Origin of the sequence: Methylocaldum sp. GT1BB, assembly GCF_051027545.1 — a bacterium.
Classification (GTDB): domain Bacteria; phylum Pseudomonadota; class Gammaproteobacteria; order Methylococcales; family Methylococcaceae; genus Methylocaldum.
The window spans coordinates 4,651,056-4,664,437 of sequence record NZ_CP194902.1 but is presented as its reverse complement, the minus strand read 5'-3'; the positions used below and the strand labels follow the sequence as shown (position 1 = coordinate 4,664,437).

9 protein-coding genes are annotated in these 13,382 nt (G+C 60.9%); 1 reads left to right on the top strand and 8 read right to left on the bottom strand.

Annotation, left to right across the window (positions count from 1 at the left end; genetic code table 11):
• Nucleotides 1-7: 7 nt before the first annotated feature.
• Together lplT and ACR2TX_RS22015 are read right to left on the bottom strand one after the other, a co-directional pair.
• Nucleotides 8-1,168 (bottom strand): lysophospholipid transporter LplT, encoded by a 1,161-nt coding sequence (gene lplT / locus ACR2TX_RS22020; RefSeq protein WP_077732485.1) that lies wholly within the window; start codon nt 1,166-1,168, stop codon nt 8-10.
• Nucleotides 1,165-3,315: an AMP-binding protein gene (locus ACR2TX_RS22015; protein ID WP_434130717.1), complete on the bottom strand. Its 2,151-nt coding sequence runs from the start codon at nt 3,313-3,315 to the stop codon at nt 1,165-1,167. The genes lplT and ACR2TX_RS22015 overlap by 4 nt, the downstream gene beginning before the upstream one ends.
• 145 nt (nt 3,316-3,460) lie before the next feature.
• Here ACR2TX_RS22015 and ACR2TX_RS22010 point away from each other — a divergent pair, with 145 nt between their 5' ends.
• Nucleotides 3,461-4,459 (top strand): lysophospholipase, encoded by a 999-nt coding sequence (locus tag ACR2TX_RS22010; protein ID WP_434130716.1) that lies wholly within the window; start codon nt 3,461-3,463, stop codon nt 4,457-4,459.
• 271 nt (nt 4,460-4,730) lie between these two features.
• Here the strand turns inward: ACR2TX_RS22010 and ACR2TX_RS22005 are convergent, their stop codons facing one another.
• The 6 genes from ACR2TX_RS22005 to surE form a co-directional block, all read right to left on the bottom strand.
• Nucleotides 4,731-7,037, bottom strand: coding sequence for a Tex family protein (locus tag ACR2TX_RS22005; RefSeq protein WP_434130715.1), 2,307 nt, complete (start codon nt 7,035-7,037; stop codon nt 4,731-4,733).
• Nucleotides 7,038-7,109: 72 nt separating this feature from the next.
• On the bottom strand, nt 7,110-9,788 hold the full coding sequence (locus tag ACR2TX_RS22000) for a GNAT family N-acetyltransferase (RefSeq protein WP_434130714.1): 2,679 nt from the start codon (nt 9,786-9,788) through the stop codon (nt 7,110-7,112).
• Nucleotides 9,789-9,795: 7 nt separating this feature from the next.
• Nucleotides 9,796-10,992 (bottom strand): iron-containing alcohol dehydrogenase, encoded by a 1,197-nt coding sequence (locus ACR2TX_RS21995; RefSeq protein ID WP_077732480.1) that lies wholly within the window; start codon nt 10,990-10,992, stop codon nt 9,796-9,798.
• The gene (locus tag ACR2TX_RS21990; protein ID WP_077732479.1) at nt 10,989-11,603 is read right to left on the bottom strand and encodes a DedA family protein; all 615 of its coding nucleotides are present in this window, start codon (nt 11,601-11,603) and stop codon (nt 10,989-10,991) included. Before ACR2TX_RS21990 ends, ACR2TX_RS21995 begins: the two co-directional genes overlap by 4 nt.
• Nucleotides 11,604-11,639: 36 nt before the next feature.
• Nucleotides 11,640-12,299 (bottom strand): protein-L-isoaspartate(D-aspartate) O-methyltransferase, encoded by a 660-nt coding sequence (locus ACR2TX_RS21985; RefSeq protein ID WP_077732478.1) that lies wholly within the window; start codon nt 12,297-12,299, stop codon nt 11,640-11,642.
• Nucleotides 12,296-13,051 carry a 5'/3'-nucleotidase SurE gene (gene surE / locus ACR2TX_RS21980; RefSeq protein WP_077732477.1) on the bottom strand — a complete coding sequence of 252 codons (756 nt, stop codon included), beginning with the start codon at nt 13,049-13,051 and terminating at the stop codon, nt 12,296-12,298. Before surE ends, ACR2TX_RS21985 begins: the two co-directional genes overlap by 4 nt.
• Nucleotides 13,052-13,382 lie beyond the last annotated feature (331 nt).

Genomic DNA, 13,382 nt, shown 5'->3' with positions numbered 1-13,382 from the left:
AGGCCTGCTACACCGCCGGTTGCCGCGGCAGGCACCAGGAAACTAGCACCGTCATGGCCAGGACAACCACGCCCAGGGCGAGAATCGCAGCCACCGGGCCGATGCCCTGAGTCGACGCGAAGGTATAAATCCCCATGCTCACCAGCATCGCGGCGTTCTGAAAGAAATTCTGGACCGCCACGGCACCGCCGCTGCCGACGGTATGATGACCGATCTGCTGGATCGCCGCGTTAAGCGGCACGACGAACAGGCCACCGGCGATGCCGATGGCCAGCAGCGTCGCTCTGGCCGGCCACAGGCTATCGACACCGGCCAGGAGCAGAAAAAATAGGCTCAGCGCATACGCGGCAAGCCGTGCACGCCGGATGTGCTCCAGGGGAATTAGGCGCGGGACTATACCTGAGCCAATGACGATGCCGACGGCGAGAAACAGGGTCAGCTGCGCGATTTCCCCCGCGGTTTGCGTATCGAGCACTTGCGGCGCCCAGGTTACGAGAATAATTCTCAGAGTGGCGGCAGAGGCCCAGAACAAGCTCAGGGCGATTAGAACTAACCGGGCACGTTCTGATTTCAATAGCTCTTTGATTACGTGCACCAGTTTGGTCAAGGACGAACCGGGGCGCGCGCCGCGTGCCGGCAGCTTGGGCAAGAGGAGCGTAACCCCGGCGGAAATAACATAAAACGCGATGATCGAGCTCAGCGCCAGATCGATCGAGGCATCGGCGAGCTTTGCTCCGATCACGGTGCCCAGCAGGATCGCGGCGATGGTCGCGCCTTCGATCCAACTGTTGATCCTGACCAACCGCGTGTGATCGGCCAATTCTGGCAAGATCCCGTATTTGGCGGGGCTGTAGGTTGCCGCACCCACGCCGACGACGGCATAGCCGATCAGAGGCTCGACGCCGAGCAGTATCAGAAGTCCGCCGAGTGCCTTGACGACATTCGCCAAAATAAGAACCTTCGGCTTCGAATGCCGGTCGGCGAACGCTCCGACCCAGGGCGTCAGCATCACGAACGCCACCAGGAAAACGCTTTGCAGGGCCGGGACATACCAGGGGCCGCGATCACCGCTTTGCAGCACGATGGCGATGACCGTGAAGAGCATGGCGTTGTCCGAGAACGCGGAGAGAAACTGCGCAGCGATCAGCGAACGAAGTCCCCGGTTCATGATTCGCTCCCTTCCCGGACGAACCCGGTAAGCGCCGGATAATCCACCTTGCCGGTGGCAAGCAGGGGCAGTTCCTTGAGCACCCGGATATCCTTGGGCAGACAGAGTTCGCCGACACCTTCCTGCTGTGCTCGGGCTGTTAGTTCGGCGCGATCGGCGTTCCGGTACTCGGTGGCGAGTACGATCTTTTCGCCTTTCTTGGGGTCGGACAGCGCAACCGCCGCGTGCCGCTGTCCCGGCCAAATCCGCGCGGCCAGCTCTTCGACCGCGTTAAGCGACACCATTTCCCCGCCGATCTTGGCGAACCGTTTGACGCGGCCGAGAATGCTGACGAAACCTTCCTCGTCGATGCGGACGATATCGCCGGTGTCGTACCAGCCGAGTCCATATTGCGAGGCGGGCGGCTCGAGTTCGCCCGAATGCCCGGGGCGGAGGTAGCCCAGCATGACGTTGGGGCCGGTCACGTGGAGGCGCCCTCCCTCGGTTACGCCGGGAACCTCTTCCAGCCGCCATTGGATGCCGGGGAAAAAGCGCCCCACCGTGCCTTCCCGGTAGTACATGGGCGTATTGGCGGATAATACCGGCGAAGTTTCCGTGGCCCCGTAGCCTTCCAGTACGCGGAGTCCGAATTTCTCGGCCCAAAGCTTGCGGGTATCGGCTTGCAGTTTTTCCGCGCCGGCGAAGACATAGCGCACGCTATAAAAATCGTAGGGATGGGCATGCTTTGCATAACCGTGGAGAAAGGTATTGGTGCCGAACAGGATCGTGGCGTTGATGTCGTAGGCCACTTCGGGAATGATTCGGTAATGCAAAGGCGAGGGATACAGGAACAGGCGCATGCCGGACAGCAAGGGCAGCAGCGTGCCGGCGGTCAAACCGAAGGCGTGAAAGACGGGCAGAACATTGAGGATGACGTCCTGGGCATTGAAATCGAAGCGTGCGGCGAGCTGTTCGCGGTTGGAGAGGAGGTTAGCGTGGGAAAGCACGACCCCTTTCGGTTCGCCCTCCGAACCCGAGGTGAACAGGATTACCGCCGGATCATCCGGGTTGCGCCGGCCGCGGTACCAGTAATCGGCGGTGAGCGCGGCGAGGAAAGCCCTGAGCTTGTCCCGGGCGCCCAGCTCCCGGCCCAGGTCTTCGAGATAGATCACCCTCGCTTTTTCCGACAAAGCCTCTACGGATTCCTCCAATTTCGCCGTGGCGACGAAACGACGGGCCGTGACCACGGTCTTGATTTTCGCCGTGGCGCAGCTCGACAGGAGATTGCGGGTGCCGGCGCTGAAATTCAGCATGGCGGGGAGGCGCCCGTGAACTTGAAGCCCAAGGAATGCGGCTACCGTACCGCTCAGGTTGGGCAGCAAGAGACCTACCGTCTCGCCGTCTTCCGTCTTTTCCGCCAGTTTGCGGCCCAGGGCGAGGACTTGTGCGATCAGCCGATCATAGCTGAGGGGTTTTCGCTGTACGTCCTCGAGCACGCGATGTCCGCCGCCGTGAGTCCTCCGTGCGTCGAGCAAGGCCGAGAACACCGTCCGCCGGTAATTGCTGGTCTCGAACATCATCTCGCTCATCAAATCGGACAACATGAGCCCGACCTGATGCCGCCGCTCGGGACCAGTGATCTCCGACGGCGGACTGACTTCGCGGGGCGGCAGAATGTTCAGCGTGATAGGCGGAAACCAGCGCAGCCGCACCACCCCGTGCAGACGGGAAAATATGGTGTATTGAGTGCCGTCGATTCGGATCGGCAGAACCGTTGCGCCGGATTTTTCGGCGATCAGCCCGGCGCCGTCGTAAATCTTCATCAAGGCTCCGGTCACCGTAATGCGTCCTTCCGGAAAAATCACCGCTTTGCGGTCCTCTTTCAGATAATGGGTCAGGGCCTTGACCGACAGCGGCTGGGTGGGGTCCATCGGAAACACCTTGGCGAACCTGAGAGCCGGCCGTACCCACCAGTGCTGGGCGATGTAGGTATTAATCGCGAATGTGACCTCGTCCGGCAGAAAGACCCACAAGAGTATCGGGTCGAGGTAGGACGAGTGATTGGCGGCGATCAGGACTCGAGCCCCCGCCTTTTGGTAGTTTTCGAGACCGACGACTTTGACGCGGAACAGCCGGGCGAGAATCCAGCGAAGCATTATTTTTATCATGGTGTTCACCTCCGAGGAGAAAGTCTAGGTCAAAAATAAACAGTGTTCAATATATTCCAGTGCGGTGAACAGATTGATGCGCAACCTCGGCAAACCGTCGCAATCAAAGGTAATATAGGACCCGTCCGCAACTCTGATGCCCGTCATGACTCTGAAAACTCTTCGCTTGTCTTGCTTCGTGCTTTTTCCATGTCTGCTGCTCGGTGGCTGTACGCCGCTCATCCATCCCCCAGGACTCGAACATGTTGAACCGCAGCTCCGTAAAGCCCATTTCGTCGCTACGGATGGCGCCGTTTTGCCGGTGCGATCCTGGCTTCCTCACGATGGCAAAGCCAAGGCGGTGGTCGTGGCGCTCCACGGTTTCAACGATTACAGCAATGCTTTCACCATGCCCGGCCGCTATCTGCGCGAGCACGGAATTGCCTTGTACGCCTACGATCAGAGAGGCTTCGGGAATGCGCCGGGACGGGGCCTCTGGGCCGGAATGGATGCCTATGTCGACGATTTGAGACAATTCACGCGACTCGTCGGCAAGAACCATCCGGGCAAACCGGTTTATATCCTCGGCGAGAGTATGGGCGGAGCCTTGGCGATTGTTGCGACGGCATCGGAACGGCCTCCGCTGGCCGATGGGATCATTCTCTCGGCACCGGCCGTATGGGGCAGGAGCACCATGCCCTGGTATCAACGGGCCTTGCTTTCGATTTCGGTAAGTACCGTGCCCTGGCTTCAGTTGACCGGGGAAAGCCTCGGGATTCTCCCTTCCGACAATATCGAGATGTTGCGCGGTCTCGGTCGCGATCCCCTGGTCATAAAGGAGACGCGAGTCGATGCGATTTACGGGCTGGTCAATCTCATGGACGAGGCGCTTTCGCGAGTGGAGCAGCTGAATAAAGAGGTTTTAGTCCTCTATGGCGAGCACGACCAAGTGATCCCCAAAGAGCCCGTTTCCCTAATGCTGAAGAAGCTGTCGAAAACCGGGACCGCCCGTGTCGCGCTTTACGAGCAGGGTTACCATTTGCTGCTGCGCGATCTGAGCGCCGCCAAGCCTTGGGCCGATATCGCGGCGTGGGTTGCGGATAGGTCCAAACCCTTGCCGTCGGGAGCCGACAGGCGGAACATGCTGGCTTTCCTCAATCCTTGAGGCACTAGAGCATTTTCCGGTTTGACGTAGCGCCCGAAGTAGGTCGGCAATCCTTTGCCGACACCTTCGTCGGCAAAGGATTGCCGACCTACCACATGCGGGGCGGTTTTCCCAGTCTACGCCGGTCACTGTGGCGAAAAACGCTTAGGGCGCGAGTAAAACCGCGTCCGGTGGGGCTGTTACCGGCCGCGTATAAGAAGCGGCTTATAGCGCCGGGAGGTGGGGGATTCCGTTGGAACCCGTCGCGCCGCCGTAACCGGCGTAATGACTATCAGCCTTTCCGGAGTGCTTTGGCCAACGCCTCCGCCATGGCGCCTTGCGGTTTGGAGGAGGGTTCCTGCCGTGGCTTTTTGGCTCTGGGTTCGGCTGTCCTACCCGAGGTGCGCGACGAATCCCGCTCCGAACCGGGAGTGGGGGCCGCATCCTTTTTCATCGACAGACCGATGCGGCGTCTCGGTACGTCCACTTCCAGCACTTTCACTTTCACCACGTCTCCCGCCTTGACCACCTCGCGCGGGTCTTTGACGAACTTGTCGGACAAGTGCGAGATGTGCACCAGGCCGTCCTGGTGCACGCCGATGTCGACGAAAGCGCCGAAATTGGTGACATTGGTGACGACGCCTTCGAGCATCATGCCGGGTTTGAGGTCCTCGATCTTGTCCACGCCTTCCTTGAACTGTGCGGTCTTGAATTCCGGACGCGGATCGCGGCCGGGCTTTTCCAGCTCGCGCAGAATGTCGGTGACGGTCGGAAGGCCGAAGCGTTCGTCGGTGTAATTCTCGGCGTTGACGCCGCGTAGGAAGGCCGCGTTGCCGATCAATTCGCGGATATCCTTGCCGGTGGTGCCGATGATGCGTTCCACCACCGGATAAGCCTCGGGGTGCACGGCCGAGGTGTCGAGCGGATTGTTCCCGTTCATGATGCGGAGAAATCCGGCCGCCTGCTCGAAGGTTTTTTCTCCGAGTCGCGGGACTTTTTTGAGATCTTCGCGGCTGTTGAAAGCGCCGTTCTGGTTTCGGTATTCGACGATGTTCTGGCTGATGGTCTGGGACAGTCCGGAAACGTAACGGAGCAGCGAAGCCGAAGCCGTGTTCACGTCGACGCCCACGGCATTCACGCAGTCCTCGACCACCGCGTCGAGGCTTTTAGAGAGCTGCGACTGGTTAACATCGTGCTGGTATTGGCCGACGCCTATGGCCTTGGGTTCGATTTTTACCAGTTCGGCCAAGGGGTCCTGCAAGCGGCGGGCGATCGAAACGGCACCGCGCAGTGAGACGTCGAGATCCGGAAATTCCTTGGCGGCCAGCTCGGACGCCGAATAAACCGATGCCCCCGCCTCCGACACCATCACCTTGGTGATATTCAATTCGGGATGGCGCTTGATGAGATCGCCGACCAGCTGATCGGTCTCGCGGGAGGCGGTGCCGTTGCCCGTGGCGACCAGTTCGACGCCGTGCTGGGCGATCAGCCGGGCCAGCGTTGCGATCGATTGATCCCACTGATTTTGCGGCACGTGGGGGTAAATCGTCGCGGTTTCCAGCAGCTTGCCGGTTTTGTCCACCACCGCGACCTTGACGCCGGTGCGTAGCCCCGGATCCAGGCCCATGGTGGTGCGGGGGCCGGCGGGCGCCGCGAGCAGCAAATCCTTGAGGTTCTTGGCGAAAACCTGAATCGCCTCGGCTTCGGCGGCTTCGCGGAGGCGCTGCTTGAGGTCGAGGTCGATGCGGGTCAGGATTTTGACTTTCCAGGCGTAATGCACCGTGTCGGCCAGCCAGCGGTCCGCGAGCCGCCCTTTGTCGGCGATGCCGAAGGTCCTCGCGATCAGGCTTTCCGCGGCTTTATGCGCGGCGTCCTCATCCTTGCCGACTTTCAGGGCCAGGTCCAGCACGTCCTCGTTGCGTCCCCGGAACAGGGCCAGCGCGCGATGGGACGGGATCTTCGCGATAGGCTCGGCGAAATCGAAATAGTCCCGGAACTTCGCTCCGGCCTGTTCTTTCCCATCGGCGACCGTCGAGGCGAGGATGCCCTCGTTCCAAATTCGTTCACGCAGCTCGGCCAGAAGCCCGGCGTGCTCGGCGAACCGTTCCATGAGGATTTGCCTTGCCCCTTCCAGCGCCGCCGCGACGTCGGGAACGCCTTTGTCCGCATCGACGTATTGCTGTGCTTCCGTCTCCGGTACCAGGGACGGATCGCCAAGCAAGGCGTCGGCCAGGGGTTCCAGACCGGCTTCCCGCGCGATTTGGGCCTTGGTGCGCCGTTTGGGTTTGTAGGGAAGGTAAAGGTCTTCCAGCAGGGTCTTGGTGTCGGCGGCGAGAATGGCTTGTTCCAGTTCCGGAGTCAGCTTGTCCTGTTCTCGGATGCTGTCCAGGATGGTCTGGCGGCGGTCCTCGAGTTCGCGGAGATAAGAGAGCCGAACTTCCAAGGTTCTGAGCTGCGTATCGTCCAAACCGCCCGTCGCTTCTTTACGGTAGCGCGCAATAAACGGCACCGTAGCTCCTTCGTCCAGCAGGTCCACGGCTGCCTGGACCTGTCTTTCTCGGAGGCCGAGCTCTTCAGCGATACGGGCGATGATGTTCATCAACAAACCTCAAGAGTAAAAAGGGGTGAAATTTTAGCATTCGCGGATGTTTCCAAAAATCCGCCAGTAGAATCACAGTGACTTTTCGGCGATGACGATGGTGGAGTCGTCGGTTTTGGTATGACAGGTGAACGCCAGCCGTTTCATTAGGCCGAGCATTTTGACGTTGTTCGCCAGGATTTCGCCCCGCAAAGATTTGAGCCCCATCTCGCGAGCGGCGTCGATCAGGCAGGACATCAGCCGTGTACCCAACCCACGGTGCTGCCATTCGTCGGCAACCACCAGGGCGAATTCGGCGGTTTCGCCATCCGGATTGGTGAAATAGCGCGCCACGCCGAGTTCCGTTTCTTCGGCCCCGGAATCGACGATGGCGACGAGCGCCAGTTCGCGGTCGTAATCAAGCTGAGTCAAACGTATCAGCATGTCCTGACTCAATTCCTGCAAGGCGTTCATGAAGCGGAAGAATTTGGCCTCGGGCGAAAGCTGCTTCACGAAACGCTTCTCGATTTCCGCGTCTTCGGGACGGATCGGCCGAATGGTGATGTTGGTGCCGTCGGCGAGCTGATACTGTCTAATCAAGTGGCCGGGATAGGGGTGGACAGCCATGTGCCCGTAGGGCCGGCGTCCAGGCTGCGGCTCATGCACCGCAATGCGGGCATCCAGGGCGAACACGCCTTGGTCGTCCGCCACCAGAGGATTGATGTCCATCTCCTTGATCTCGGGGAGTTCGCAGACCATCTCCGAGAGCCGCAGCAACACTTGCTCGATCGCCTCCAGCTTGACCGGCGGGAGGTTGCGGAACTGTCCGAGCAGCCGTGCGACACGGGTTTGGCCGATCATCGTCTGGGCGATGTGCTCGTTGAGCGGGGGCAGGGCGACCGCACGGTCCTTGAGGATTTCCACCGCCGTGCCGCCCGAGCCGAAACTCACGACCGGGCCGAAAATCGGATCGTCGACCACGCCGACCAGCAGTTCCCGGCCGTTGCGGTTACGGTACATCTTTTCGACCGTTACGCCCTCGATCCGTGCGTTCGGCCTTCGGGCTTGCACCGTCGACACCAGATCGTTATAGGCGTTCCGCACCGTCTGGGCGCTGTTGATGTTGAGCCGGACGCCGTCGACATCGGACTTGTGGGTGATGTCCGGCGACAGGATCTTAAGCGCGACCGGAAAGCCCAGGTATTCGGCCGCCGATAGAGCCTCGTTGGGCGAATGGGCGTTCAGTGCGGGCGGCACGGGAATGTCGAAGGCGCGCAGAACGGCGCGGGTCTCGAGCGAGGATAGCAGCGTCCGCCGTTCCGCCAGGGCGCCCTCGATGATGAGGCGGGCGCCGGTCAGGTCGGGCATCTGGTGCGAGGCCAACGGCCCCGGCACCTGCATCAGCATCTGTTGGTTACGGTGATATTCCGCCAGATAGCCGAACGCTTCGATGGCGCTCTCGGGGTTCGCGAAGGTCGGAATCTGATGTGCGGTAAACAGTTCTCGCCCTTTTTGGACGTAGGTTTCTCCCAGCCAGCAGGTGAGTATCGGCTTGCGGCTCTGTTCGGCGGCGCGAATGACGGCCTCCGCGGCTTCCGTGGGATCGGTCATGGCCTGCGGCGTGAGCAACACCAGGGCGCCGTCCACGCTTTCGTCGGCCAGACAGACCTCGACGGCCGCCCGATACCGTTCGGGGGTGGCGTCGCCCAGGATATCGACGGGATTATTGTGCGACCACTGTTTGGGCAGCACCGCGTTCAGCTTGTCGAAGGTCGGTCCGCCCAGTTCGGCGAGCCGGATGCCTTGCTCGACGGCCCGGTCGGTTGCCATCACCCCCGGTCCGCCCGCGTTGGTGATGATCACGAGGCGATTGCCTCGAACGCGGTGCTGGGTCGCGAGGAGCTGGGCGGCGGCGAAAAGCTGTTCGATGGTGGTGGCCCGAACCACGCCGGCCCTTTGCAGCGCGGCGTCGAAGACATCATCCGAACCGACCAGCGCGCCGGTGTGCGACATGGCCGCTCGGGAGCCTTCGGCATGGCGGCCGGCCTTGATCACGATCACCGGCTTCATGCGAGCCGCGGCCCTGAGCCCGCTCATGAAACGCCGCGCATCACGCACGCCTTCCACGTACATCAGGATGCTGCGGGTTTCGGGATCGAGAGCGAGATAGTCTAGGATGTCCCCGAAGGTGACATCGGCTCCGGCGCCTAAGGACACCATGGTCGAAAAACCGATGCGATGGGCGCTCGCCCAGTCCAGAATCGCCGTGCAAAGCGCTCCCGACTGGGAGACCAGGGCGAGCGAACCCGGTTCCGCGACATTATTGCTGAAAGTGGCATTGAGGCCGACCGAAGGGCGCATCAGCCCCAGGCAGTTGGGACCGAGAATCCGGAGCCCATAGCGCTTGCCTTCTTCCAGCAAGGCCCGCTCCAGCATTCGGCCGTTGCCCTCCTGTTCGGCAAATCCCGCCGAAATGACGATGGCGGCCTTGACCCCTTGTTGGCCGCAAGCGCGGATGATGAGGGGGACGGTGGCGGCCGGTGTGGCGATGATCGCGAGATCCACGTGTTCCTTCACCTCTTCGATCGACGAGAAACAGACCTGATCCCGGACCAGTTGATACTTGGGATTGATCGGGTAGATCGGGCCTTGAAAACCGCCGTCCAAGAGATTTTGATAGATCCGTGCGCCGACCGAGTCGGGCAACTCGCTGGCCCCGAACACGGCTATGGACTTCGGGCTGAACAAATGCTCGAGGTAATGGCGTGCCATATCGGCCTCAGATTCTGGTGAGGAGGATTTCGCCGATTTCGCCGTCGGTGAGCGTTACCGGATTTGTCTGCATGCTGGTGCCGCGGGCGTTGGCGACGATCTTAGGGATGTGCGCCGATTCCACGCCGAAATGGCCGAGGCGCTTCAGAGCCAGCCGTTCGGTCCAATCGTGCAACTGTTCGACCAAGGCGTTGCAAGCTTCCATCTGGGTTTTGAAGCCATGGCCGGTCAGGAGTTCGGCGATACCGGCGTATTTCTTCAAGGCCGGATTCTCCGGAGCTCTCTCCCGCAGCGCGCGGATATTGATGGCCGTGGCTTCGGCGAGCAGGGTGCCGCAGGCGAGACCGTGGGGTATCGGATAGAAAGCACCCAGCGGCGCGGCGAGCCCGTGTACCGAGCCCAGTCCCGCCTGCGCCAGGGTGACGCCGGACACGAGCGATGCATAAGCGATGGCGCTGCGCCCGGCTCGGGCTTGCTCGCCGTCGCCTCCTTTCAATGCTGCGACGAACCCGCCGCAAAATGCTTCCATGCCGCTTTTCGCGAGGGCGTCGGTCATCGGGTTGGCGCGAGCGGAAACGTACGATTCCAATAATTGCGTGAACGCGTCCATGCCGTCGGCGGCGATGAGATCCGGCGGGCAAGTGTCGAGCAGATCGGGATCGACGATCGCGTATTCGGGAACCAGGCAGTCATGGCGGAACGATTTCTTGAAGCCGTGCTCGCCGCGCACGCTCAAGACGGCGTTCTTGGTCGCTTCGCTGCCGGTGCCGGCGGTGGTGGGCACGGCGATGAACGGCGTAGCAGGTCCGGTGTAAGGAATGTTACGGCCTACGCCCTCGAGGTGATCCATGACCGAATTGCCGTGGGGCAGGAGTCCCGCGATGGCCTTGGCGGCGTCCAGCACGCTGCCGCCCCCGATGGCGACCACCAGGCCGATGTTGCGGCCATGAAAGGCGGCGACGGCATCGTCCACCAACTGCGGCGTGGGCTCGTCACTGACGGTCATGTGTTCGAAGATCATGCCCTGCTCGGTCAGGTTATCCGTCAGCCAGGGCCAGCGCGACGACGAGCGGAAGGAGCGCACTCCGGTGACGAGCAGCGCTTTGTGACCGTAGGAGCGAGCCAGTTTCGGCAGTTCCGCCAATTGGCCGGAACCGAAAAGAATGCGGGGAAGGCGGGAAATCGAAAATACGGGGATAGTCATGAGTGCGTCTGGCTGCGGGTCCTGCGGCGATGGATCGCGACATAAATTCCAACCAGGACGATGCTGAATATGATCACGTCGATGACCGCGTGTTCCGAATAGCGCGCGATCAGCTCCTGGTTTTCACCGATGAAATAGCCGATCCAGCTGAGCACCGATACCCAGATCCCCGCCCCGAGCAGCGTGTAAAAGCTGAACTTGAGATGATTCATGTTGGCGAGGCCGGCCGGTAACGAGATCAGATGTCTCGCTACGGGCAGGAGCCGCCCGACGAAGGTGGAGATTTCGCCGTGCGCGAGGAAAAACTTCTCCACCCGGTTGAAGTGCTCCTCGGTAATCCAGACGTACTTGCCGTATTTGATCAGGAGCGGCCTGCCCAGCCAGCGCGCGACGAAATAGTTGGCGTAAGCCCCGACCAGGCTTCCCGCCGTTCCGCTGAGGATCACCAGGGTCATGTCCATCTTGCCCTGCTGGGCCAGATAGCCCGCGGGCGGCATGACGATTTCGCTGGGGATGGGGAAAACCGAGCTTTCCATGGCCATCAGCAGAAAAATTCCGGTGTAGCCCATCGCGCCGATGGTCGTCACCAGCCAATTGATCAGTTCATGCATCGGGAATTCCTTAATCCTGAAAGAGAGGGCTGTTTGTCAAAGCAATCCGCCTTGCAGAGGCACGAAGCTGACAGGTTCGATGATTTCCGCCTGAAACCCGACTTCCGTGCGCGTAATCCGCTGTAGAAACTGCTCGCGTCCGTCGCCGATGGGTATCACCATGACACCACCCCGTGCCATTTGGTCGAGCAGTGGCTGCGGCAGCTCCGGCGGTGCCGCGGTGACGATGATGCCGTCGTAGGGCGCGTAATCGTCCCAGCCCCAGCCGCCGTCACTGTGCTTCATGCGCACATTGCGCAGGTGAAGATCCTGAATGCAGCGGCGGGCGCGCTGCTGAAGGGGGTAAATGCGTTCCACCGAATGAACCCGCTTTACGAGTTGCGCCAATACAGCGGTCTGGTAACCCGAGCCGGTGCCGACTTCGAGCACCTTGTCCAACGGGCCTTTTTCCAGCAGCAGTTCGGTCATGCGAGCCACGATATAAGGCTGGGAGATCGTCTGGTTGAATCCGATCGGGAGCGCCGTGTCTTCGTACGCACGGCTCGCGAAAGCCTCTTCGACAAAGATATGTCTGGGCGTTTCCAGCATGACGGCTAGCACAGACTGATTGCTGATTCCTTGTTCCTTCAATCGGCTGACCATGCGCTCCCTCGTTCTGCGGGAGGTCATGCCGATACCCTGAAGCCGACGGTTCATGGAATAACCTCACGCGGAAGCCAGTCGGCCAATCGCTGAAGACTTTCGTAACGGGTCAAATCGATTTGCAAAGGTGTGACGGATACGTAGTTGTTGCGTATGGCGTGAAAATCGGTGCCGGGTCCGGCATCTTGCTCCGGACCGGCGGAGCCGATCCAGTAGATCTCGCGCCCGCGCGGGTCGGTCGTCCGGATCACGGGTTCGGCCTTGTGGCGCTGGCCCAGACGAGTGGATTGGAAGCCACGAAGCTCTGTCAGGGGAATATCGGGCACGTTGACGTTCAGTATAGTATCGGCCGGCAAGGGGTGTTCCTGGATCTGTTTGAGCAAGGTGACGGCAACTTGGGCTGCCGTGTCGAAGTGCTGCGGATTGCTCGACGCCAAGGAGACCGCGACCGCCGGAAGCCCCAAAAAACGCCCTTCGGTGGCTGCCGCCACCGTGCCGGAGTAGATAACGTCATCTCCCAGGTTGGAACCGTGATTGATGCCGGCGAACACCATGTCCGGCTCCTCATGTAACAATCCCGTGATAGCCAAATGCACGCAATCGGTCGGCGTGCCGTCGATCTTGATGAAGCCGCTTTCGGTTTGGCTGACGCGCAAAGGTCTGTCCAAGGTTAGCGAATTGCTCGCTCCGCTGCGGTTTCGTTCGGGGGCAACAACCGTCAGTCGCGCCCGTTGCCCCAGCGCATTTGCCAAGGCGATCAGTCCTTGGGCGGAATAACCGTCGTCGTTGCTCAACAATATATGCATCAGGCATGCTCCCCCTATTCCTTGACCATTTTACACAAGAACCGGGCCAGTCGGCGCATCTGCTGCGATAGGCGGCTGATGGTCGGCGGGTACAGCCGGCTTCAACTATCGATAACAGATAAGGGGAATTGCGGCATTGGCGGCTCTGCCTTGACGCTGGTTAACGAATCCTCGACGATTGCAAGATTGTCATGGAAGTCGTCACCCCGGCAGGGATTGCTGGGGTCCAGAGGCCATGGATGGTTTCGACCATTCACAATCCCTGTGAACTGGATTCATGCCGGGCTGTCCTGCCCGGCACCCTTCGGGCGCGATGCGTGCAAACCGGCTG

What these genes read in the sequence shown, in the direction of transcription:
- lplT (WP_077732485.1), bottom strand. Translation starts at nt 1,168, where the DNA reads ATGAACCGGGGACTTCGTTCGCTGATCGCTGCGCAGTTTCTCTCCGCG.
- ACR2TX_RS22015 (WP_434130717.1), bottom strand. Translation starts at nt 3,315, where the DNA reads ATGATAAAAATAATGCTTCGCTGGATTCTCGCCCGGCTGTTCCGCGTC.
- ACR2TX_RS22010 (WP_434130716.1), top strand. Translation starts at nt 3,461, where the DNA reads ATGACTCTGAAAACTCTTCGCTTGTCTTGCTTCGTGCTTTTTCCATGT.
- ACR2TX_RS22005 (WP_434130715.1), bottom strand. Translation starts at nt 7,037, where the DNA reads ATGAACATCATCGCCCGTATCGCTGAAGAGCTCGGCCTCCGAGAAAGA.
- ACR2TX_RS22000 (WP_434130714.1), bottom strand. Translation starts at nt 9,788, where the DNA reads ATGGCACGCCATTACCTCGAGCATTTGTTCAGCCCGAAGTCCATAGCC.
- ACR2TX_RS21995 (WP_077732480.1), bottom strand. Translation starts at nt 10,992, where the DNA reads ATGACTATCCCCGTATTTTCGATTTCCCGCCTTCCCCGCATTCTTTTC.
- ACR2TX_RS21990 (WP_077732479.1), bottom strand. Translation starts at nt 11,603, where the DNA reads ATGCATGAACTGATCAATTGGCTGGTGACGACCATCGGCGCGATGGGC.
- ACR2TX_RS21985 (WP_077732478.1), bottom strand. Translation starts at nt 12,299, where the DNA reads ATGAACCGTCGGCTTCAGGGTATCGGCATGACCTCCCGCAGAACGAGG.
- surE (WP_077732477.1), bottom strand. Translation starts at nt 13,051, where the DNA reads ATGCATATATTGTTGAGCAACGACGACGGTTATTCCGCCCAAGGACTG.